This is a genomic window from Aestuariivivens sediminicola, assembly GCF_022662015.1.
Classification (GTDB): domain Bacteria; phylum Bacteroidota; class Bacteroidia; order Flavobacteriales; family Flavobacteriaceae; genus Aestuariivivens; species Aestuariivivens sediminicola.
This window is the reverse complement of record NZ_JAKMCM010000003.1, coordinates 91,405-110,014: the sequence shown is the minus strand read 5'-3', so window position 1 is coordinate 110,014 and position 18,610 is coordinate 91,405. Positions and strand designations below refer to the sequence as shown.

Genomic DNA, 18,610 nt, shown 5'->3' with positions numbered 1-18,610 from the left:
GGTTTCCTTATTTTCATTCAGACGACTCTAAAAAAACCGTTGTTATTGTTAACAAGTTCCATTTTTATTCCTCATAAATAATTGTATTTTTACCGCTTAATAAACCAAATCATTTAATGGGTAAAATCATTGCAATTGCTAATCAAAAAGGTGGGGTCGGTAAAACGACAACCTCCATAAATTTAGCAGCCTCCCTGGGTGTTCTGGAAAAGAAAGTACTCCTTATCGATGCCGATCCACAGGCCAATGCGACCTCCGGGATTGGCATTGACGTAGAATCAGTTGAAGTGGGCACCTACCAACTTTTGGAACATTCCAATACAGCTCAGGAAGCTATCATTAAAACAGATACACCGAACTTATACGCCATCCCCGCTCATATCGATCTTGTTGCCATAGAAATTGAACTGGTGGATAAGGATAACCGGGAATACATGTTGAAAACGGCTTTACAAGTAATTAAAGATGACTATGATTACATCATTATAGATTGTGCTCCGTCCTTAGGTTTGTTAACCTTAAATGCCCTAACCGCTGCCGATGCCGTAATCATTCCTATTCAGTGCGAATATTTTGCCTTGGAAGGCCTTGGTAAATTGTTGAATACCATTAAGAGTGTACAGAGAATCCATAACCCTGAGTTGGATATTGAGGGTCTGCTATTAACGATGTATGATTCCAGATTGAGACTCTCTAATCAAGTGGTTGAAGAAGTTCAGAAACATTTTAACAACATGGTCTTTCAAACTATAATTCAACGGAATGTGCGATTAAGTGAGGCCCCGAGTTATGGAGAAAGTATTATTAATTACGATGCGAGTAGTAAAGGTGCATCGAATTACTTAAGTTTGGCAAAGGAAATTATTAATAAAAACGACTCAAATGGCTAAGGCGACTAAAAAACAAGCTTTAGGTAGAGGGCTATCGGCACTGTTGAAAGATCCGGAAAACGATATTAAATCGGTTCAGGATAAAAATGCCGATAAGGTTATTGGAAATATCATTGAATTAGATATCGATTATATTGATGTCAACCCGTTTCAACCCAGAACTAATTTTAGTGAAGAATCATTAAAAGAACTCGCCTCATCGATCAAGGAATTGGGAATTATACAACCCATTACGGTCAGGAAACTGGGTTTTAACAAGTATCAGCTGGTATCAGGTGAACGTCGATACAGGGCTGCTAAACTTATCGATCTGGAGACTATTCCTGCTTATATAAGAATAGCAAATGATCAGGAATCATTGGAAATGGCCTTGGTTGAAAATATCCAACGCCAGGATCTGGATCCTATTGAAATTGCCCTATCCTATCAACGGCTGATTGATGAAATAAAACTCACACAAGAACAAATGAGTGAACGTGTAGGCAAAAAGCGTTCAACGATTGCCAACTATTTGAGATTATTAAAATTAGATCCCATAATTCAGACCGGTATGCGAGACGGATTTATCAGTATGGGTCATGGCAGAGCTTTAATTACTGTCGAAGATCAGTCAGCTCAACTTGCTATCTACGAAAAAGTCCTTTCCGATAAGTTATCCGTAAGAGAAACAGAAGAATTAGTCCGTAATTTTGCTGCTCTTGAAAAGCCTAAAACTGCTGTCAAAAAAAATAGCGATGAAGCTATTCCAAAGTATATTAAAAATGGTATTAACATCTTTTCTGAGTACTTTGGACATAAAATAGACGTTAAAGTTTCTAAAAATGGCAAAGGAAAAATTACCATTCCATTCCATTCCAAAGAAGATTTTAACCGTATTAAAAAATTGGTTGAAGGTGCCAAATAAATGTATTATAGCGTCTGCTTTATCATTTCTGTTATGTTTTTCAATATTTGCTCAAGAAAACCAGAATAAAAAGGAAGAGGATCTTCCTCAGATTATTGATGAAAAAGCGATTGAATTCAAGGATGACATCGATCCTTTAACACCAGCGAAAGCGGCGTTCCTTTCTGCTGTGCTGCCTGGTCTTGGTCAGGCCTACAATAAAAAATACTGGAAAATTCCCATAGTGTATGGCGCCTTAGGCACGAGTATCTATTTTTATATTAACAACAACAATGAGTATAATCGATACAGAGATGCCTATAAAAGCCGATTAGCGGGTTTTAAAACGGACGAATTCTACTTTGATTCCCAGGGTAACCCCCTAACCTCCCCCAGAATAACGGATGATGGATTGAGACGCGCTCAAAAGTTTTACAGAAGAAACAAAGAATTATCGCTTTTGGTCACTCTGGGTCTGTATGCGTTAAACATCATCGATGCCAATGTGGACGCCCACCTATTGCAGTACAATGTAGACAAAAACTTATCTTTGGCACCACATTACAAGTTCAATGAAATGGATGCCAAGAGTAACTTAGGATTAACTTTAAATTTCACATTTTAAATATGAATATTGCTTTGTTAGGATATGGAAAAATGGGTCAAACCATTGAGAAAATCGCACTTAAAAGAGGACATGATATTGTACTTAAAATAGACAAAGACGACCATGACTACGATATCACAAAAGCCGATGTGGCCATAGATTTCAGTATTCCTGATGTGGCATTTAAGAATATCTCGCTCTGCTTAAATAATAATGTTCCGGTAGTTTCGGGAACGACCGGTTGGTTAAATGATTTTGACAATGCCGTCACCCTATGCAATGAAAAACAGGGTGCTTTTATATATGCCTCCAATTTTAGTTTGGGTGTAAATATCTTTTTTGAGCTTAATAAAACGCTGGCTAAAATGATGCGTCAGCTCGATCAATACCAGGTGAGCCTGGAAGAGACCCATCATACCCAAAAGCTGGATGCTCCCAGTGGAACAGCCATTTCCCTTGCCCAGGACATTATTGCACATAACACTAATCTAAGAGAATGGAAATTACATGAAACCGGTGATCATATCCTTCCCATTACGTCCAAGCGAATTAACGAGGTGCCCGGAACGCATAGTATAACCTATAAAAGTGAGGTAGACACCATTACCATTGAGCATGTGGCCCATAACCGTCAGGGTTTTGCAGCTGGCGCCGTAATTGCAGCGGAATGGATTTTAGGTAAAACCGGTGTTTTTACCATGAAAGATGTATTGGGCATATGAGCTGGAACCAAATAATTGATAATGGTAAATCTTTGTTAAAAGAATCAAATCAAGGCATTGAGACTTTTATTTGATCTAAAAAAACTGCAAATTTGAAGCCTAAATAAATTTTTTGCCCGCTGGCAATTAGCAATTTAATGACATTATGACTTTAACACAATGGTTTATTTTTCTATTAGTTATACAGGTCATCCACGGCCTGGGCACTTGGAAATTATATCTTAAGGCTGGCAGAAAGGCCTGGGAAGCCTTCGTTCCAATTTACAATGGAATTGTATTAATGAGGATAATTAACCGTCCATGGTGGTGGATTATTTTAATGTTTCTTCCCATTGTAAACCTGATTATGCTGATTGTCGTTTGGGTAGAAACCGCGAGGAGTTTTGGTAAAAACACCTATTTTGATACCTTTCTGGCTATTATCTCTTTAGGATTCTACAACTACTATTTAAACTATATAGCTGATGTCGACTATATTGAAAACAGAAGCATTCATCCGAAGTCCGGTTCAGGTGAGTGGGCCAGTTCTATTTTGTTTGCCATTGTAGCTGCCACCATAGTGCATACCTATTTCATGCAGCCTTTTACTATTCCTTCATCCTCTTTGGAAAAATCACTTTTGGTGGGAGATTTTTTATTTGTCAGCAAGTTTCATTATGGGGCAAGGGTACCTATGACAACAGTAGCAGCTCCCATGGTACATGATACCATTCCGGGATTAAAAACAAAATCCTATCTATTCGACGATCATAAAGACAGCAGATCATGGAAAAACAAGTTCCAATTACCCTATTTGAGAATTCCGGGATTCGAAACGATTACGCGAAATGAAATAGTTGTGTTTAACCAACCTGCGGACACCTTGTTAGACATGAACGATTTTCGTCCGGATCGAAATTATTATAAGCCCATTGATAAAAAAACCAATTTGGTAAAGCGCTGTGTTGGATTACCGGGAGACACCCTGGAGGTTCGGAATGGTTATGTTTACATTAACGGGAAACAGAATGAACTGCCGGATAGAGCACAATTACAATTTAGTTATTATGTACAGCCAAAAACGAATCGATTTAACCCAAGACTATTAAAGGACCGTTACGATATTACTGATTATTTTGGAATTGTCAATGCCCAGAATACGTATCGCTTCTCAGCAATATCGGATGCCGCTTTGGCGAAATTTAAAAACCATCCGAACGTGGGCAGCATTACACCGGGCACCGCTGAACAGGGTGTTCGGGATAAAAATGTTTTTCCCCATCATCCCAACTATAATTGGAATGTCGACTTTTTTGGACCGCTTTATATCCCGGAAAAGGGTAAAACCATAAAAATCAATTTAGAGGTCCTCCCGCTGTATAAACGCGTCATTACCGAATATGAAGGAAACACGTTACAGGTAAATGGGAATCAAATTAGCATTAATGGGGCGGTTACCGATAGCTATACCTTTAAACAGGATTACTATTGGATGATGGGTGATAACCGACACAACTCCATTGATGCACGGGCGTGGGGATTTGTACCTTTCAATCACGTGGTAGGTAAACCCGTATTCATATGGATGAGTTGGGATGGCATTAAAAACCCGCGATGGGAGCGCTTTTTTACTACCGTTCATGGTAAGGGAAAGGCCACATCTTACTTTATTCCTTTTTTGATCGTACTTTTTGGATGGTTTGCAATAAGCAAATGGAGAAAACGTAGAAAAGCCTCTCATTAAGCTCAGTATCAAATGATTTCGTAATTCTTTCAAATGGATGTGATCAAATCAGAGAATACATTATTCCCTATGTGTCAGGTGTTGTAACGCTATTTAAAATGAACATTATCATTCACCCAACTTACTTTCCGTCAATAGCTCATTTTGTAGCCATCGTAAAGACCGAAAATATAATGTTCGAAACGGACGACAATTTTGTAAAACAGACCTATAGAAATAGGACGCACATTTACAGTCCGAATGGGAAATTGGTATTAAATATTCCTGTAGTCCATTCGCAAAAGAACAGACAAAAATACAGGGATGTAAAAATTTTTAATGCTCAAAAGTGGCAGCAGACCCATTGGAAGTCCATTCTGACGGCCTACAGTAATTCCCCGTTTTTTGAATTTTATAAAGATGAACTGGTGCCTCTTTTTAAGAAACCTCATGAATTTATTTTAGACTTTAATTTATCCTGCTTTGAAAGCATTTGCAGTTGTTTACAATTAAAATTGAATCTGAGGTCTTCTAAAAGTTATACTGAAACCGTTAAGAACTTTACAGACTTTCGTCATTTGGTAAATGCTAAAAAAGAAAAAGCATATGGTTTCAGACCCTACGTACAAGTCTTTCATGCTAAATATGGATTTATACCCAACTTAAGTATTTTGGATTTACTATTCAATGAAGGTCCAAATACAGTGAACTATCTGGAATCACAAACTTTACAAGGTGTTTAATGGTACAATGGGTTGCACATTACGGTTGTCATTTTTTACTCCCCCTTATGGTGGCCTTAATAGGGTTTAAATCGTCTTGGAAAATGGCTTATTTTATAATGCTATCGGCATTTATTATTGATCTGGATCATTTCATTGCCACCCCTATTTTCGACCCTGACCGTTGCAGCATAGGTTTTCATCCCTTGCATTCATGGTTTGCGATAACATTTTATGTCTTCCTAATGCTGCCAAAAAAATCCCGACTGCTGGCCATTGGCCTGGTCCTTCATATTATTTCGGACGCTGTGGATTGCAGCTTCATGTAGTACACTATTCAAATTACAGCAATAAATAGATCTATAGGCCCAATGTGGCCATAATAGGGTAATGGTCCGAAAAGTGTTGCTTGTATGTCTTAAACCCAAAAACCTCGAAGGCATCATCCGTAAAAATAAAATCAATCCGCACAGGAAAAAATTTAAAATGATAGGTGCGGCCAAAACCATTACCTGCCTCATTGAATGCATCTTTCAATTCGCCCTTAATGGTCCTGTAGACATAGGAGAAAGCCGTATTGTTGAAATCACCGCAAATAATCATCTTATACTTACAGGCTTTCTTGTGCATGAGGAATAATTCTGTCTGAAACTGCTGCATTTTAAATGTATTGCTCACCCTTTTGAATAAGCGTTCCGAATCTTCCTTTTTAAGACTTTCTACATCGGTATTGATGTGTAAGGACTCTAAGTGGATATTATAAATTCTAATGGTGTCTTCATCCTTTACAATATCAGCATAAATTGCATTATTTGCTGTATTAGGAAACTCAACGGAACCACTGTTAACAATTGGAAATTGAGAAAAAATGGCCTGACCATACCTCACTTTTTTACCGGATAATTTTTCGTATTTGTATTTAAAAAACGAAAGGTCAATGTTTTTATGCGGATGGTATTCCTGTAAACTTAATACGTCCGGTGCCTCGTCCTCAATAAATTCTGTAATTTTTGTCTCCATACCCTCCTCAGGGATCCAATTGTACAAATTAAATAATCTGACATTGTAATTCATGACGGTCAAATGATCTCGGTCTACCACCTTTTCCGTTGCCGAAAATTTATAAAGGGAACCATAGGCTAAGTACCCTAAAAATATAACAACCAGGGACAATAAAAATTGCCGTTTTGCCTTAATCAACCAATATAAAAAACAAATAATATTGGATATAATTAAAAAAGGAACACCCAGATTTAATACGGCAAGAATTGAAAATGTTTTTGGAGGAAGAAAGGGTAAACCATAGGATAACAAAAGGAGTGTAGCCAAAATTACATTGACGATATATATAACTTTATCAAGGAAATGCATCTTTTTCACACTTCAATTGGTATGTGTTATTCTAATCGTTGAAAATAGCAACAATTAACTGTTTAACGTGACTATACATTATATTTTACTAAAACACGACAAATAATCACCTTTTGGCTAAGGCCTTGACCACTTATTCTATTTCCCGGACCGGAACAAAAACTCTTTTTCTTCTGCTGTCAGACTATCGTAACCGCTTTTACTGATCTTATCAAGTATGAGATCGATTTTCTTCTGATTGCTGAACTCATTAAATTCAGATTTGGAATAACCTCCAACCTTACTTTTCTTTTTATGAACTGTCTTTAAAGGCCCGGTGCCTGAACGCTTAAAAAGGGCCATAACAGTGTCCATTATTTTTTCGAATCCTTTTCCAATATCTGTTCCCTTGCTTAGCTGCTTTGCATAAAAATACCCTAAAAACGCACCGCCCAGATGGGCAATATTACCTCCTGAATTTCCATAAACAGGATCCTTTATACCCGAAATAACGCCGAGCACATCAAGAATTACAATGATCAAACCTATATACCACAGTTTAATACTTATTGTAAAAAAACGAAACTCTTTATGGGGTAGATACGCACATAAAAAAATCAATAATGCTCTAACCGAAGCAGAGGCACCTACTAAACGGCTGTTTACAAAAACATCAGGAAAGAGATTATAGACCAGTAAATACAACAGGCCTCCAGCGATGGCCCCGAGAAAATAAATGTTTAAGGCCAATTTTGAATGAAACAAATTTAGTATCCATTGTCCGATAATATACAACCATAACATGTTGAATAAAATGTGCAAAAAGTTATAATGCAGAAATGCATAGCTTACAAGACTCCATGGCTGAGTTATAAAGGCATCAATATTACTGGGTAATTCGAACCAGGCAAAAAGGGAGTCAAATAGAAGCGCCAGAAGAAAAACAATAAGATTAATGACAATTATTTTCTCTAAGGCATTTAACCGCTTTAACTTATCCTTTATATCTTGAGATAATGACGTCATAAATCCCACCTGTTTTGATTAAACTGATTTTTCTTCCAATACCACATTATAAATCCTCCGGTTATGGCACCACCTACATGGGCAAAATGAGCAATATTTGCACCTCCGAATATGGACTGCCCTTTTAATCCCATAATGGTTTCAATAATGAGCAGAGCAGGAATAAAATACTTGGCTTTTACAGGAATGGGCAGAAAAATAAGCATCAATCTCGCTTCCGGATTCATAATGCCAAAAGCAGCCAGAATTCCCATTAAACAACCTGATGCCCCTACCATGATTACACTGTATAAATAAAATGCTTCTTGAAGATTCTGATGTTGAATAGAGCTCATTCCATTTACACCCCGCGCAGTGGAAAGCATTTGTAATATTTCTGATTTGGAATAACCGGAAGCCATTAATTCATTAAAATAAGGCATAAATCTGAAATAGTATTCTCCCAATTGCAGTGCCAATGCCCCGAGACCCGCTGAAAAATAAATAAATAAAAAACGTTTGGATCCCAGCACCTGCTCCACGGGTGTCCCAAACATCCATAAACCAAACATGTTTAAAGCCAAATGCATGAATCCCCCATGCATAAACATATGTGTTATGATCTGCCAATAACTAAAATCTTCATTTTTAGGGAAATGCATGGCGAACCAATCATAAAAGGTATTGCCACCTATGGCCATGGTTCCAATAAACATAATGACATTGATAATTATCAGGTGTTTTACAGTATCTGTAATTCTAATCATATCCTAAATAAATTTTTTATCCAATTCATCAATACCCACCGTTACAAAAGTCAATCTATTACTGGGGGTTACATTGGGCTCTTTGCATGCAAAAAGTTTATTGACAATGTATTCCTGTTCGTCCTTCTTTAAGGGTTGCCCTGCTTTTATCGCTAAACTTTTGGCCATCGATTTGGCCAGTAAATCAATAGCACTGAAGCTGGCCTCAGGAACTTCATGTTGTACATCATTAATTAACTGTTCCAAAATAATAGACACTTCACTCTCCGGAACATTTAAAGGAACACCCATAATTTCTATTAATTCATCACCAATACTTGAAAACACGAAGCCTGTATGCTCTAAGTCCTCCTTTAACTGTTTAATGATCTCCACTTCAGGTGTTGGCAGGTGGATCTGCAAGGGAAATAATAATTGCTGACTAACTCCCTCCTTCACGGTTAAATTTTTAAGAAACTCTTCATACAAAATACGTTGGTGTGCTCGAAATTGATCAATGACCAATAGCCCTGATTTTATGGCACTAATGATATATTTATTATGAAATTGATAGGTCTTATGGTCCTGCTCTACTGATGCCTCAGCTTCGAAAAGTGAACTTGCTGCCTCCTCTCCTTCAATATGCATGTCCTTAAAATCGGCCTGTGGGGTAATCTTCTTCGACTCCAATCCAATGTACAGACTATCCCAATGACCCGATGATGGCCTTTTAAAAGCGCTTGCCTGACCCTTCATGGAATGGGACTCTTGAAAAGGATTAAAATTTCTATCCACTTCAATCTTAGGTGTATCTACAACTGATTTTATGTCCGTATAAGGCGTATCTAAATTTGAGTCGTGTTCAAAATCAAGAACCGGAGCGATGTTAAACTGACCAAGGCTGTGCTTTACGGATGAGCGCAAAATAGCATACAGTGTATGCTCGTCATTAAACTTGATTTCTGTTTTTGTAGGATGGATATTAATGTCTATAGACTGGGGATCCACAGTTAAATTTAAAAAATAACTGGGATGGGCACCCGGTCTGATCAGGCCTTCAAAAGCCGATAAAATGGCATGGTTTAAATAGGCACTCTTTATAAATCTTTCATTAACGAAAAAATATTGTTCTCCCCTGGTTTTTTTTGCAAACTCAGGTTTACCGACAAAACCGACTATTTTAACCACTTCGGTAGCTTCCTCAACGGGCACGAGTTTTTCATTGGTTTTCGCTCCAAAAATATTCACAATACGCTGTCTGTAATTGCTAACGGGTAAATTGAACATTTCACTTCCATTATTATAAAAAGTAAAATGGATTTTTGGATGCGCTAAGGCCACTCTGTGGAACTCGTCAATTACATGACGTAACTCCACAGTATTTGATTTTAAAAAATTACGTCTGGCTGGAATATTGAAGAACAGATTTTTTACTGATACGGAAGTTCCTTTTGGTGTTACAACAATCTCTTGCGACACAATAGTACTTCCCTCAATTGTAATTTCGGTACCTACCTCATCGCGTTCCTGTTTTGTTTTAAGGTTCACGTGAGCGATCGCTGCGATACTCGCTAATGCTTCTCCACGGAAACCTTTAGTATGTAATTGAAATAAATCTTCAGCTGTTTTAATCTTGGATGTGGCATGTCGCTCAAAACTTAAGCGCGCATCAGTTGTACTCATACCATCACCATTATCTATGACCTGGATTAATGTTTTACCGGCGTCCTTAATAATTAATTTCACCAATGTTGCCTCAGCATCAATGGCGTTTTCAAGAAGCTCCTTAACGACAGATGCCGGACGTTGCACAACTTCACCCGCAGCAATTTGATTGGCTACATGATCCGGTAATAGCTGAATGATATCTGCCATGAATTAATTTGAAAAGAAAATAGAAAGATCGAAATCTATGATAAAAAGAAACACGAGTATTAATATCCCTACAATGATTAATATGCGTCTGTTTGCCTCTCGATCAGGATTATTTTTTAAATCGTCTAGGGCATTATTAATCTTTGTTTTAAAACCTGCATTACCGCCTACAGTTTTTCTGTAGGCATCAAATTTATGCTTCATTTTAAACGGACTACCCTCACCCTTGTCGTCGTAAAAACGCGGCGTATAATTGTACTTTTTATTCTTTCTTAATTTAAGTAATCCCATAGTATATTTTTTGATTTACATGTATTTCCTTTCCAGTGCATACATTAAGATCAATAACAGTACCAAAAGCAATATCAAAGTCCCCAATTTCAAACCTCCTTTCGAAACGCGTCTTTTACCCGATTGATTCGCCTTCCACTTCGAAATGAAATCGGTTTTATTTCTCGCATCCGATTGAGTGTGCGCTTCATCCGTTTTTATAAACCGTGGTTTGTAACTAAAGGTTTTATGCTTACGTTGTTTAAACAAATGTAATTAATGCTTGTCCTCCAAAAATACAAACTATACTCTTAAGTTTAAAAGTTTAACTTAACAAGTTTTCAATAAGAAAGTAATCGGATTGGCTGTATGTGTTGTTTACATCGAGAATTGAGATAAAAAGACCTGTGTAAATCACCTAAGTCTTTTAGGCTTCAGCTATTTTTGCGTAATTCAGCCATTTTAATGGCAGCAATAGCAGCCTCGGTACCTTTATTGCCATGTTTTCCTCCCGAACGGTCAATGGCCTGTTGTTTTGTATTGTCGGTAAGTACGCAAAAAACGACAGGTGTTTCGCCTGTAACATTCAAATCTTTTATACCATGTGCGACCGAATCACAAATAAAATCGAAATGTTTGGTCTCTCCCTTTATGACACTCCCCACGGCTATAACTGCATTGACCATTTGCTCCTGCATTTTCTTACAGCCGTAAATAAGTTCAAAACTACCCGGAACATTCCATCTAACAATGTTTCCGGCCAACACACCGTGTTCCAGAAGCGTATCAAATGCGCCCTTAAAAAGATTTTCGGTGATGTCATGGTTCCATTCTGAAACGACAATCCCAAACCGAAATTTATTCGCGTTTGGGATTGTGGTTTTATCGTAATCTGATAAATTCTTATTTTCAGTGGCCATGTTACTTACTCGCTAATACCTGGGCTTTTCCTATAAATACCTCTATATTAGAAGCCTCTGTGGCGTTCGGATAATCGTCCTTAATTCTGTTAAAATAATTCAAAGCTTTTTCAGCCTGTCCAAGTTCTAAAGCAATCGACCCCGCCTTAAACAAATACATCGGGGTGGTAAACTCATTATCACGCATTTCTGCAGCCTCCTCATAATAATCCAAAGCATCCTCAGGCTGATTTAACTGTACAAAGGCATCACCTATATTGCCCTTTGCCAAAGGCGCCAGAATTTCATCATCACTTTTGAAGTTACTTAAATATTCTACTGCATTTTTGTAGTCCTTGAGTCTCAAAAATGCTGTTCCTGCATAGTAATTAGCCAAATTAGCAGCACGAGTCCCTTTGTATTCTTCAACAATATCCAACATGCCGTACTTCCCTTCTCCTCCATTCAGAGCTAAATTGTATAGCGAATCCTTTTCAACACCGTTTACAGCATCCTCGAAATATTTTTGCGCCTGAAACATATCGTTCATTGCCTCTATCTGTTTTGGTTTAGCAATAAATTCATTATATCCTAAATACCCCAAAACTACGACCGCAACGACACCAATAATTATAAATATATATTTTTGATTCTTTTCGACAAAGGCCTCGGTTTTAGATGCCGTTTCATCTAAAGTGTTAAAAACTTCCGCGGTTGTTGAACCCTCTTCAATATTATGTTGCTTTTGTCCTTTAGTTTTTGGTTTATACCCTCTTTTATTATAAGTTGCCATGTAATCTGTATTAATGCGCCGCAAAAATATGATTTTTCTTTATAAATTATAAGGTATTTATTTGATAATTTTCAATATTTTGCACTTCTCATAAATTGAAGTATTTCTTCTTTAAAACTCAATATTAGTTAATGCTTTTATGATCTTAAAATCACTTTCTCTGATCAATTACAAAAATCTGGATAATAGGTCTTTCGATTTTAATAAAAATATTAATTGTATCGTAGGAAATAACGGCATTGGAAAAACGAACATTTTAGACGCCATATACCATCTCTCATTTGGTAAAAGCTACTTTAATCCGGTTGCCACCCAAAACATAAAACATGGGGAAGACTTTTTTGTTATTCAGGGCGATTATATAAAAAATGACCTTCCGGAGAAAGTGGTTATCAGCCTTAAAAAAGGACAAAAAAAAATAATTAAACGGAATGGGAAAGCTTATGATAAATTTAGTGATCATATCGGCTTTTTACCCTTGGTCATGATTTCACCAGCTGATAGGGATCTTATTATTGAAGGAAGTGATATCCGAAGAAAATTCATAGATAGTGTCATTTCTCAAAGCGACAAAGCCTATCTTCTAAACATCATTAAGTACAACAAGGTATTAGCACAACGCAATGCCCTTTTAAAGTATTTTGCCCTGAACCACACCTATAATGCCGATACCATTGCAGTTTACAATGACCAGTTGACTGAATACGGTACCAAAATATTTCATAAAAGAAATGCGTTTTTAAAAGCCTTCATCCCCATTTTTAAAGCACATTATCACAACATTAGCAATGGTAATGACACCGTTAACCTGGTTTATAAGAGCGATTTGTCTGAAAATGATCTCAAGATCTTGTTGGAGCAACAGATCAATAAAGACAGGGCACTGCAATATACCAGTGTCGGTATCCATAAGGACGACCTCGCTTTCGATATTGAGGGTTACCCTATAAAGAAATTCGGTAGTCAGGGCCAACAAAAATCATTTTTAATTGCATTAAAATTGGCCCAATTTGATTTCATAAAAACCCAGAGCAAGGTGAAACCTATCTTACTACTGGATGATATTTTTGATAAATTAGATGAAGAACGTGTGGCTCAAATTATTAAATTAGCCGGTGAGGATAGTTTTGGTCAGATTTTTATTAGTGACACCCATGCCGAGCGGACCGAAAACATTGTAAAACAAGCACATCAATCATACGAATTTTTTAAACTTTAAATTCCACTGCATGACAACACGTCGCAATGATCATATGAGTATCAAAGCTATTTTAAAGGATTTCGTTGAATCGAATAATCTCGAGAAAGGATTAGACAAAGTCAATGTCGCTAAAGCATGGAATGAACTCATGGGTAATGGTGTTAACAAATACACTACCGAAATATACCTGGAAAAAGAAACGCTGTATATTCACCTTAGTTCCAGTGTGCTGAGAGAAGAATTAGGCTATGGGAAACAAAAAATAATTAATTTACTGAATGAGGAGCTGGGTAAGGAGGTGATCAAAAAACTGATTTTACGATAATTGCGTTTTCTTAAAAAAAGAAAAAATATAGATAAAAAAGGAAAAAGTAATATTATTTACCCTACCTTTGACACTTAATTATTATTTAATACAAATACAATGAGTAAAGGTACAGTTAAGTTCTTCAACGACTCCAAAGGTTATGGATTTATTGTTGAAGAAGACAACAACAAAGAGCATTTTGTTCACATTTCTGGATTAATTGATGAAATTCGCGAAGGTGATGAAGTTGAGTTTGATTTACAGGAAGGTAGAAAAGGATTAAACGCAGTAAACGTAAAAGTTATCTAATACAAATTATATAAACTTTAACATTACAAAAGAGGCCTGACAAAAGTTGTCAGGCTTTTTTTATGCGCTTTAAGGAATCGATATGAATGCAATAGCTGGAAATAAAAAAGCGTCCGTGAATTTCGAACGCCTTTTTACATCGTCTCTTTATGATTTAGAATATCTCTCTGCCCGCAAAATGAAATGCACTCTCAATAGCGGCATTAGCATCACTATCACTGCCATGAACCGCATTTTCACCCATTGAAGTTGCATATAGTTTACGTATGGTCCCTTCAGCAGCATCAGCAGGATTAGTGGCGCCAATTAATGTTCTAAAATCCTCTACGGCGTTATCTTTCTCCAAAACAGCGGCAACAATTGGCCCTCGTGTCATGTATTGCACTAATTCCCCAAAAAATGGACGTTCGCTGTGTATAGCATAAAACGTTTCTGCGTCAGATTTTGACATTTGGGTTAATTTCATTGCTACGATTTTAAATCCAGCTGCTGTAATTTTTTCTAAAATTGCGCCAATGTGTCCCTTTTCAACAGCATCCGGCTTCAGCATTGTAAATGTTCTATTTGTTGCCATTTCTATTTTAAAATTTGTGCAAAAGTAAGTTATTTCCATTTAAAAACAAGACGATGCAGTTTTAAAAAAATTGTATCTTCGTTCCTTATGAATAAGGAAGATACCGAACGCGTAAAAGAGCTGCTATCAGCACCTAAAAATATTGTGATTGTAACGCATAAAAACCCGGATGGTGATGCCATAGGGTCCACGCTTGCCCTCCATCACTATCTCCTAAAATACAAGCACCGTTCAACGGTGATAGTTCCCAATAATTTTCCCGGGTTTTTAAAGTGGATTCCCGGTACGGAAGAGGTTTTGATATACGATTATCATACTGAAATCTCCGATGTTAGAATAGCTGAAGCTGATCTTATTTTTACATTGGATTTCAATGCATTGCACAGATCAGGAGACATGGAAACGGCCTTATCAGAGAGCAGTGCATTGAAGATTATGATAGACCATCATCAGGCACCGGATAACTATGCAAAGTACACGTTTTCGGATATCCATATGAGTTCGACCTGCGAAATGATTTATCATTTCATTGATATGATGAATGACATCGAAATTATTGACGCTAAAATTGCCACTTGCCTCTATGTTGGCATCATGACGGACACCGGTTCTTTTAAGTTCGATTGTACCACAAGTACAACACACCATATTATTGCCCAGCTAATCGATAAAGGGGCCGACAATTCAGAAATTCACAATAAAGTTTATGATACCAACAGCTACCAACGGCTGCAACTACTGGGATGCGCCCTAAAGAACCTGAAATTACTCCCTGAATTTCGTACCGCCTATACGACCCTGTCGCAAGATGAATTAAATAAATACAATTTTAAGAAGGGAGATACTGAAGGCGTTGTAAATTATGGGTTATCTATAGAGAACGTTGTGCTGGCAGCTATATTCATTGAGGACAAGCAGGAAGGTCTAATAAAAATTTCATTGCGGTCCAAGGGGCATTTCTCAGTGAACACCTTATCAAGAGATTATTTTAACGGCGGTGGCCATACCAATGCCGCCGGTGGTAAGAGCTATTCTTCTTTAAACGACACCGTTGAAAAATTTATTAGTATATTGCCTAGTTATAAAACCGCCCTAAACGATGAATAAATTAACAATCATTATCTTTTTCAGCTTATTGTTAGCCGTAGGTTGTAAATCACCGGAAGCACGGCAACCTATTTCCGTTAAAACAGGATCTTTTATCGATGACTCTGTTGAACGTAATAAAAAATTAAATGCGAGGGAACAATCGCACATTCAAAAAATTATTGAGGAGCAGACGGATAAAAGTTTCATAGCTTCGGAAAGTGGTTTTTGGTACTACTATAATATTAAAACAGATAGTGATACCTTGAGCACGCCTGATTTTGGAGATATCATAGATTACAATTACGATGTTAAAACCTTGAACGGAACGACCATTTATTCTAAGGAAGATATCAACACACAGCGGTATGTTATGGATCAACAAGAATTGTTCACCGGTTTGAGAGAAGGGTTAAAACTTATGAAGTCCGGAGAAACGGTTACGTTTTTGTTTCCTTCTCAGAAAGCATATGGGTATTATGGAGACCAGAATAAAATAGGCAGTAATACTCCTTTAATTTGTGAGGTGACCGTATTTTCAATAACAGAACAATAACTAATTTTTGTATGAAAGGATTTAACACTGTCTTAAATTTACTCTCCTTTACAATCTTACTTTCCTTTATTTTAGTCTCATGTAAGGTACAATACCCCGAACTTACAGACGGTATCTATGCCGAAATCAAGACACAAAAGGGTGTTATGGTTGCAAAACTTGAATTTGAAAAAACACCGGTTACCGTGGCAAATTTTGTGTCTTTGGCAGAAGGCACAAATACCTTGGTCCAGGACACTTATAAAGAGAAAAAATTCTACAACGGGTTAAAGTTTCATCGTGTTATCGTCGATTTCATGATTCAGGGAGGCGATCCTAAAGGTGACGGATCAGGTAATCCGGGATACCGTTTTGATGACGAATTCGACAAGTCATTGAAACATGACAAAAAAGGTATTTTAGCCATGGCTAATTCCGGTTATGGCACCAACGGAAGTCAATTTTACATCACGCACAAAGCGACCCCGTGGCTGGATGCGTACGATGAGGAAGGACGTCTGAAAAATTGTGAGAACAGACGTGTAAGCTGTCATACGGTATTTGGAGAAGTCATCATGGGACTTGAAGTCATTGATTCCATAAATCAAGACGATATCATTGAATCCGTTAACATTATTAGAAAAGGAAAAGCTGCAAAAAAATTTGACGCAGCCCAACGTTTTAAAAACCACTTCATAGAGGCCAAAAGGCTAAAGGAAGAAAAAGAAGCAAAAGCCCTGGCTATAACAGAAGCGACGCTTAAAAAATTTAAAGAGCAACGGTCCAAGGCTATTACCCTACCTTCAGGATTACAATATTATATCACTGCTAAGGGCCAAGGTCCCAAACTTTCGGAGACATCGAAAGTTCTGGCCCATTATGCCGTATACTTTGAAAATGGCACCTTACTGCAAACGAGTAACCTGGAGACGGCTAAAGCACTTGATGCCGTGGATATTCAGCAAAAAAATGCCGAAAGATACGAACCCATTATATGCGATATCGGCCCTGATGCGCGAATGATACCGGGGTTTAAAGAAGGTCTCAGGAAATTGAATGTTGGAGATAAGGCGACACTTTTCATTCCGTACCATTTAGCATATGGAGAGGCTGGAGGAAATGGCATTCCACCCAAGTCAAATATTATTTTCGAAGTTGAAATACTTGAACTCTTAAATTAGTTAAATCAAAATACTTATGCACCCTCTAAAATTTGATTGGAACCCCATTACAGGTATTGATATAGCAGGTAATTTCAAACTACATTTTTACAGCCTGATGTGGGTGGTGGCTTTTATACTGGGATGGTATATTATGAAATGGATATTTACCAAAGAAAAGGTGTCTTTAGAATATTTAGATCCGCTGTTCATATATACTGTTTTAGCAACCATGATCGGTGCGCGTTTGGGACATGTTTTATTTTACCAATCGGAATTGATTTCTGAAGATTTCTTCAGCATTTTTCTACCTTTTAAATTCAAGGGAGGATTTGAGTTTACTGGTTTTCAGGGATTGGCGAGTCATGGTGCGGCGATTGGGATAATTATTGGCATGTATTTATATCGAAAAAAATATAAATACAAATCCCTACTGTGGGTTTTAGATCGTGTTGTTATATCAGTGGCATCAGGTGCCGTTTTCATCAGGATAGGAAATTTCATCAACTCGGAAATAATTGGAAATCTCTCAGGAGAATTTCCTCTTGGAGTTCGATTTATTCAAGATTATTATAATAAATATGAAATTGTTCGCGCAACCGGTATTAAAAATGTACAGGAAGCCTATAATGCCGTAACAGATAATCCCCAATTTTCAAATTTATTGGAGGCCGTCCCCTACAGACACCCTGCGCAATTATACGAGTCGTTTTGTTACATTTTTGTATTTCTACTGCTATGGTATTTCTACACCAAAACCTCCAAAAAAGATCAGGGCGGTTTTCTTTTCGGGCTGTTTTTGGTATTATTATGGACCATACGCTTTTTCATCGAATTCGTTAAAGAACCTCAAGGTGACGAATATATTAATTGGTTTGGACTCCAAACTGGACAATGGCTCAGCGTTCCATTCATTGTAATCGGGCTTTATTTTATGTTCGCTTATAAACCAAAAACTGTAGTTAAATAGTTTG

At 37.2% G+C, this 18,610-nt stretch carries 23 protein-coding genes; 14 read left to right on the top strand and 9 right to left on the bottom strand.

Going from position 1 to position 18,610, the window contains the following annotated elements; genetic code table 11:
* Window positions 1-116: 116 nt before the first annotated feature.
* From MR041_RS08030 to MR041_RS08000, 7 genes are all read left to right on the top strand, one after another.
* Window positions 117-890: a ParA family protein gene (locus MR041_RS08030; protein ID WP_242093100.1), complete on the top strand. Its 774-nt coding sequence runs from the start codon at window positions 117-119 to the stop codon at window positions 888-890.
* Entirely contained in the window at window positions 883-1,794 is a 912-nt protein-coding gene (locus MR041_RS08025) for a ParB/RepB/Spo0J family partition protein (protein WP_242093099.1), read from the top strand. The genes MR041_RS08030 and MR041_RS08025 overlap by 8 nt, the downstream gene beginning before the upstream one ends.
* Window positions 1,784-2,398, top strand: coding sequence for a DUF5683 domain-containing protein (locus MR041_RS08020; RefSeq protein ID WP_242093098.1), 615 nt, complete (start codon window positions 1,784-1,786; stop codon window positions 2,396-2,398). Before MR041_RS08025 ends, MR041_RS08020 begins: the two co-directional genes overlap by 11 nt.
* A gap of 2 nt (window positions 2,399-2,400) precedes the next feature.
* Entirely contained in the window at window positions 2,401-3,102 is a 702-nt protein-coding gene (gene dapB / locus MR041_RS08015; protein WP_242093097.1) for a 4-hydroxy-tetrahydrodipicolinate reductase, read from the top strand.
* 145 nt (window positions 3,103-3,247) lie between these two features.
* Window positions 3,248-4,825: a signal peptidase I gene (gene lepB / locus MR041_RS08010; protein WP_242093096.1), complete on the top strand. Its 1,578-nt coding sequence runs from the start codon at window positions 3,248-3,250 to the stop codon at window positions 4,823-4,825.
* 98 nt (window positions 4,826-4,923) lie between these two features.
* A complete protein-coding gene (locus MR041_RS08005) occupies window positions 4,924-5,547 on the top strand; it encodes a WbqC family protein (RefSeq protein ID WP_242093095.1) in 624 nt (207 codons plus the stop codon).
* On the top strand, window positions 5,547-5,855 hold the full coding sequence (locus tag MR041_RS08000) for a DUF6122 family protein (protein ID WP_277926345.1): 309 nt from the start codon (window positions 5,547-5,549) through the stop codon (window positions 5,853-5,855). The genes MR041_RS08005 and MR041_RS08000 overlap by 1 nt, the downstream gene beginning before the upstream one ends.
* Window positions 5,856-5,886: 31 nt before the next feature.
* On the opposite strand, the gene MR041_RS07995 is transcribed toward MR041_RS08000, so the two are convergent.
* From MR041_RS07995 to MR041_RS07960, 8 genes are all read right to left on the bottom strand, one after another.
* On the bottom strand, window positions 5,887-6,855 hold the full coding sequence (locus MR041_RS07995) for an endonuclease/exonuclease/phosphatase family protein (RefSeq protein WP_277926344.1): 969 nt from the start codon (window positions 6,853-6,855) through the stop codon (window positions 5,887-5,889).
* A gap of 180 nt (window positions 6,856-7,035) precedes the next feature.
* A complete protein-coding gene (locus MR041_RS07990; RefSeq protein ID WP_242093093.1) occupies window positions 7,036-7,902 on the bottom strand; it encodes a rhomboid family protein in 867 nt (288 codons plus the stop codon).
* Window positions 7,899-8,648: a rhomboid family intramembrane serine protease gene (locus MR041_RS07985; RefSeq protein ID WP_242093092.1), complete on the bottom strand. Its 750-nt coding sequence runs from the start codon at window positions 8,646-8,648 to the stop codon at window positions 7,899-7,901. The genes MR041_RS07990 and MR041_RS07985 overlap by 4 nt, the downstream gene beginning before the upstream one ends.
* A 3-nt stretch (window positions 8,649-8,651) precedes the next feature.
* A complete protein-coding gene (gene mutL / locus MR041_RS07980; protein ID WP_242093091.1) occupies window positions 8,652-10,502 on the bottom strand; it encodes a DNA mismatch repair endonuclease MutL in 1,851 nt (616 codons plus the stop codon).
* A gap of 3 nt (window positions 10,503-10,505) precedes the next feature.
* On the bottom strand, window positions 10,506-10,793 hold the full coding sequence (locus tag MR041_RS07975) for a riboflavin synthase subunit beta (RefSeq protein ID WP_242093090.1): 288 nt from the start codon (window positions 10,791-10,793) through the stop codon (window positions 10,506-10,508).
* A gap of 15 nt (window positions 10,794-10,808) precedes the next feature.
* The gene (locus MR041_RS07970; RefSeq protein ID WP_242093089.1) at window positions 10,809-11,042 is read right to left on the bottom strand and encodes a hypothetical protein; all 234 of its coding nucleotides are present in this window, start codon (window positions 11,040-11,042) and stop codon (window positions 10,809-10,811) included.
* Window positions 11,043-11,206: 164 nt separating this feature from the next.
* Window positions 11,207-11,692, bottom strand: coding sequence for a 6,7-dimethyl-8-ribityllumazine synthase (gene ribH, locus MR041_RS07965; RefSeq protein ID WP_242093088.1), 486 nt, complete (start codon window positions 11,690-11,692; stop codon window positions 11,207-11,209).
* Between the two features lies 1 nt (window position 11,693).
* Window positions 11,694-12,464 carry a tetratricopeptide repeat protein gene (locus MR041_RS07960; protein ID WP_242093087.1) on the bottom strand — a complete coding sequence of 257 codons (771 nt, stop codon included), beginning with the start codon at window positions 12,462-12,464 and terminating at the stop codon, window positions 11,694-11,696.
* Window positions 12,465-12,603: 139 nt separating this feature from the next.
* On the opposite strand from MR041_RS07960, the gene recF reads away from it, so the two are divergent.
* The 3 genes from recF to MR041_RS07945 all read left to right on the top strand — a co-directional run bounded on the left by recF (window position 12,604) and on the right by MR041_RS07945 (window position 14,281).
* On the top strand, window positions 12,604-13,683 hold the full coding sequence (recF, locus tag MR041_RS07955) for a DNA replication/repair protein RecF (protein ID WP_242093086.1): 1,080 nt from the start codon (window positions 12,604-12,606) through the stop codon (window positions 13,681-13,683).
* A 10-nt stretch (window positions 13,684-13,693) separates the two neighbouring features.
* On the top strand, window positions 13,694-13,990 hold the full coding sequence (locus MR041_RS07950) for a DciA family protein (protein WP_242093085.1): 297 nt from the start codon (window positions 13,694-13,696) through the stop codon (window positions 13,988-13,990).
* A gap of 99 nt (window positions 13,991-14,089) precedes the next feature.
* Window positions 14,090-14,281, top strand: coding sequence for a cold-shock protein (locus MR041_RS07945; RefSeq protein WP_242085300.1), 192 nt, complete (start codon window positions 14,090-14,092; stop codon window positions 14,279-14,281).
* A 154-nt stretch (window positions 14,282-14,435) separates the two neighbouring features.
* Here the strand turns inward: MR041_RS07945 and MR041_RS07940 are convergent, their stop codons facing one another.
* Window positions 14,436-14,855 (bottom strand): nucleoside-diphosphate kinase, encoded by a 420-nt coding sequence (locus MR041_RS07940; RefSeq protein WP_242093084.1) that lies wholly within the window; start codon window positions 14,853-14,855, stop codon window positions 14,436-14,438.
* A gap of 87 nt (window positions 14,856-14,942) precedes the next feature.
* On the opposite strand from MR041_RS07940, the gene MR041_RS07935 reads away from it, so the two are divergent.
* The 4 genes from MR041_RS07935 to lgt are packed head-to-tail and all read left to right on the top strand — an operon-like array spanning window position 14,943 to window position 18,606.
* On the top strand, window positions 14,943-15,962 hold the full coding sequence (locus tag MR041_RS07935; protein ID WP_242093083.1) for a DHH family phosphoesterase: 1,020 nt from the start codon (window positions 14,943-14,945) through the stop codon (window positions 15,960-15,962).
* A complete protein-coding gene (gldI, locus tag MR041_RS07930) occupies window positions 15,955-16,497 on the top strand; it encodes a gliding motility-associated peptidyl-prolyl isomerase GldI (protein ID WP_242093082.1) in 543 nt (180 codons plus the stop codon). The genes MR041_RS07935 and gldI overlap by 8 nt, the downstream gene beginning before the upstream one ends.
* Before the next feature lie 11 nt (window positions 16,498-16,508).
* On the top strand, window positions 16,509-17,657 hold the full coding sequence (locus tag MR041_RS07925) for a peptidylprolyl isomerase (protein ID WP_242093081.1): 1,149 nt from the start codon (window positions 16,509-16,511) through the stop codon (window positions 17,655-17,657).
* 16 nt (window positions 17,658-17,673) lie between these two features.
* Window positions 17,674-18,606 (top strand): prolipoprotein diacylglyceryl transferase, encoded by a 933-nt coding sequence (lgt, locus tag MR041_RS07920; protein ID WP_242093080.1) that lies wholly within the window; start codon window positions 17,674-17,676, stop codon window positions 18,604-18,606.
* Window positions 18,607-18,610 lie beyond the last annotated feature (4 nt).

Excerpts from the sequence above, each read along its gene's own strand:
- recF (WP_242093086.1), top strand. The coding sequence starts at position 12,604 with ATGATCTTAAAATCACTTTCTCTGATCAATTACAAAAATCTGGATAAT.
- mutL (WP_242093091.1), bottom strand. The coding sequence starts at position 10,502 with ATGGCAGATATCATTCAGCTATTACCGGATCATGTAGCCAATCAAATT.
- MR041_RS07935 (WP_242093083.1), top strand. The coding sequence starts at position 14,943 with ATGAATAAGGAAGATACCGAACGCGTAAAAGAGCTGCTATCAGCACCT.
- MR041_RS07950 (WP_242093085.1), top strand. The coding sequence starts at position 13,694 with ATGACAACACGTCGCAATGATCATATGAGTATCAAAGCTATTTTAAAG.
- MR041_RS07960 (WP_242093087.1), bottom strand. The coding sequence starts at position 12,464 with ATGGCAACTTATAATAAAAGAGGGTATAAACCAAAAACTAAAGGACAA.
- dapB (WP_242093097.1), top strand. The coding sequence starts at position 2,401 with ATGAATATTGCTTTGTTAGGATATGGAAAAATGGGTCAAACCATTGAG.
- lgt (WP_242093080.1), top strand. The coding sequence starts at position 17,674 with ATGCACCCTCTAAAATTTGATTGGAACCCCATTACAGGTATTGATATA.
- ribH (WP_242093088.1), bottom strand. The coding sequence starts at position 11,692 with ATGGCCACTGAAAATAAGAATTTATCAGATTACGATAAAACCACAATC.
- MR041_RS08000 (WP_277926345.1), top strand. The coding sequence starts at position 5,547 with ATGGTACAATGGGTTGCACATTACGGTTGTCATTTTTTACTCCCCCTT.
- gldI (WP_242093082.1), top strand. The coding sequence starts at position 15,955 with ATGAATAAATTAACAATCATTATCTTTTTCAGCTTATTGTTAGCCGTA.
- lepB (WP_242093096.1), top strand. The coding sequence starts at position 3,248 with ATGACTTTAACACAATGGTTTATTTTTCTATTAGTTATACAGGTCATC.
- MR041_RS08030 (WP_242093100.1), top strand. The coding sequence starts at position 117 with ATGGGTAAAATCATTGCAATTGCTAATCAAAAAGGTGGGGTCGGTAAA.
- MR041_RS07940 (WP_242093084.1), bottom strand. The coding sequence starts at position 14,855 with ATGGCAACAAATAGAACATTTACAATGCTGAAGCCGGATGCTGTTGAA.
- MR041_RS07925 (WP_242093081.1), top strand. The coding sequence starts at position 16,509 with ATGAAAGGATTTAACACTGTCTTAAATTTACTCTCCTTTACAATCTTA.
- MR041_RS08005 (WP_242093095.1), top strand. The coding sequence starts at position 4,924 with ATGAACATTATCATTCACCCAACTTACTTTCCGTCAATAGCTCATTTT.
- MR041_RS07975 (WP_242093090.1), bottom strand. The coding sequence starts at position 10,793 with ATGGGATTACTTAAATTAAGAAAGAATAAAAAGTACAATTATACGCCG.
- MR041_RS07985 (WP_242093092.1), bottom strand. The coding sequence starts at position 8,648 with ATGATTAGAATTACAGATACTGTAAAACACCTGATAATTATCAATGTC.
- MR041_RS07945 (WP_242085300.1), top strand. The coding sequence starts at position 14,090 with ATGAGTAAAGGTACAGTTAAGTTCTTCAACGACTCCAAAGGTTATGGA.
- MR041_RS07990 (WP_242093093.1), bottom strand. The coding sequence starts at position 7,902 with ATGACGTCATTATCTCAAGATATAAAGGATAAGTTAAAGCGGTTAAAT.
- MR041_RS08025 (WP_242093099.1), top strand. The coding sequence starts at position 883 with ATGGCTAAGGCGACTAAAAAACAAGCTTTAGGTAGAGGGCTATCGGCA.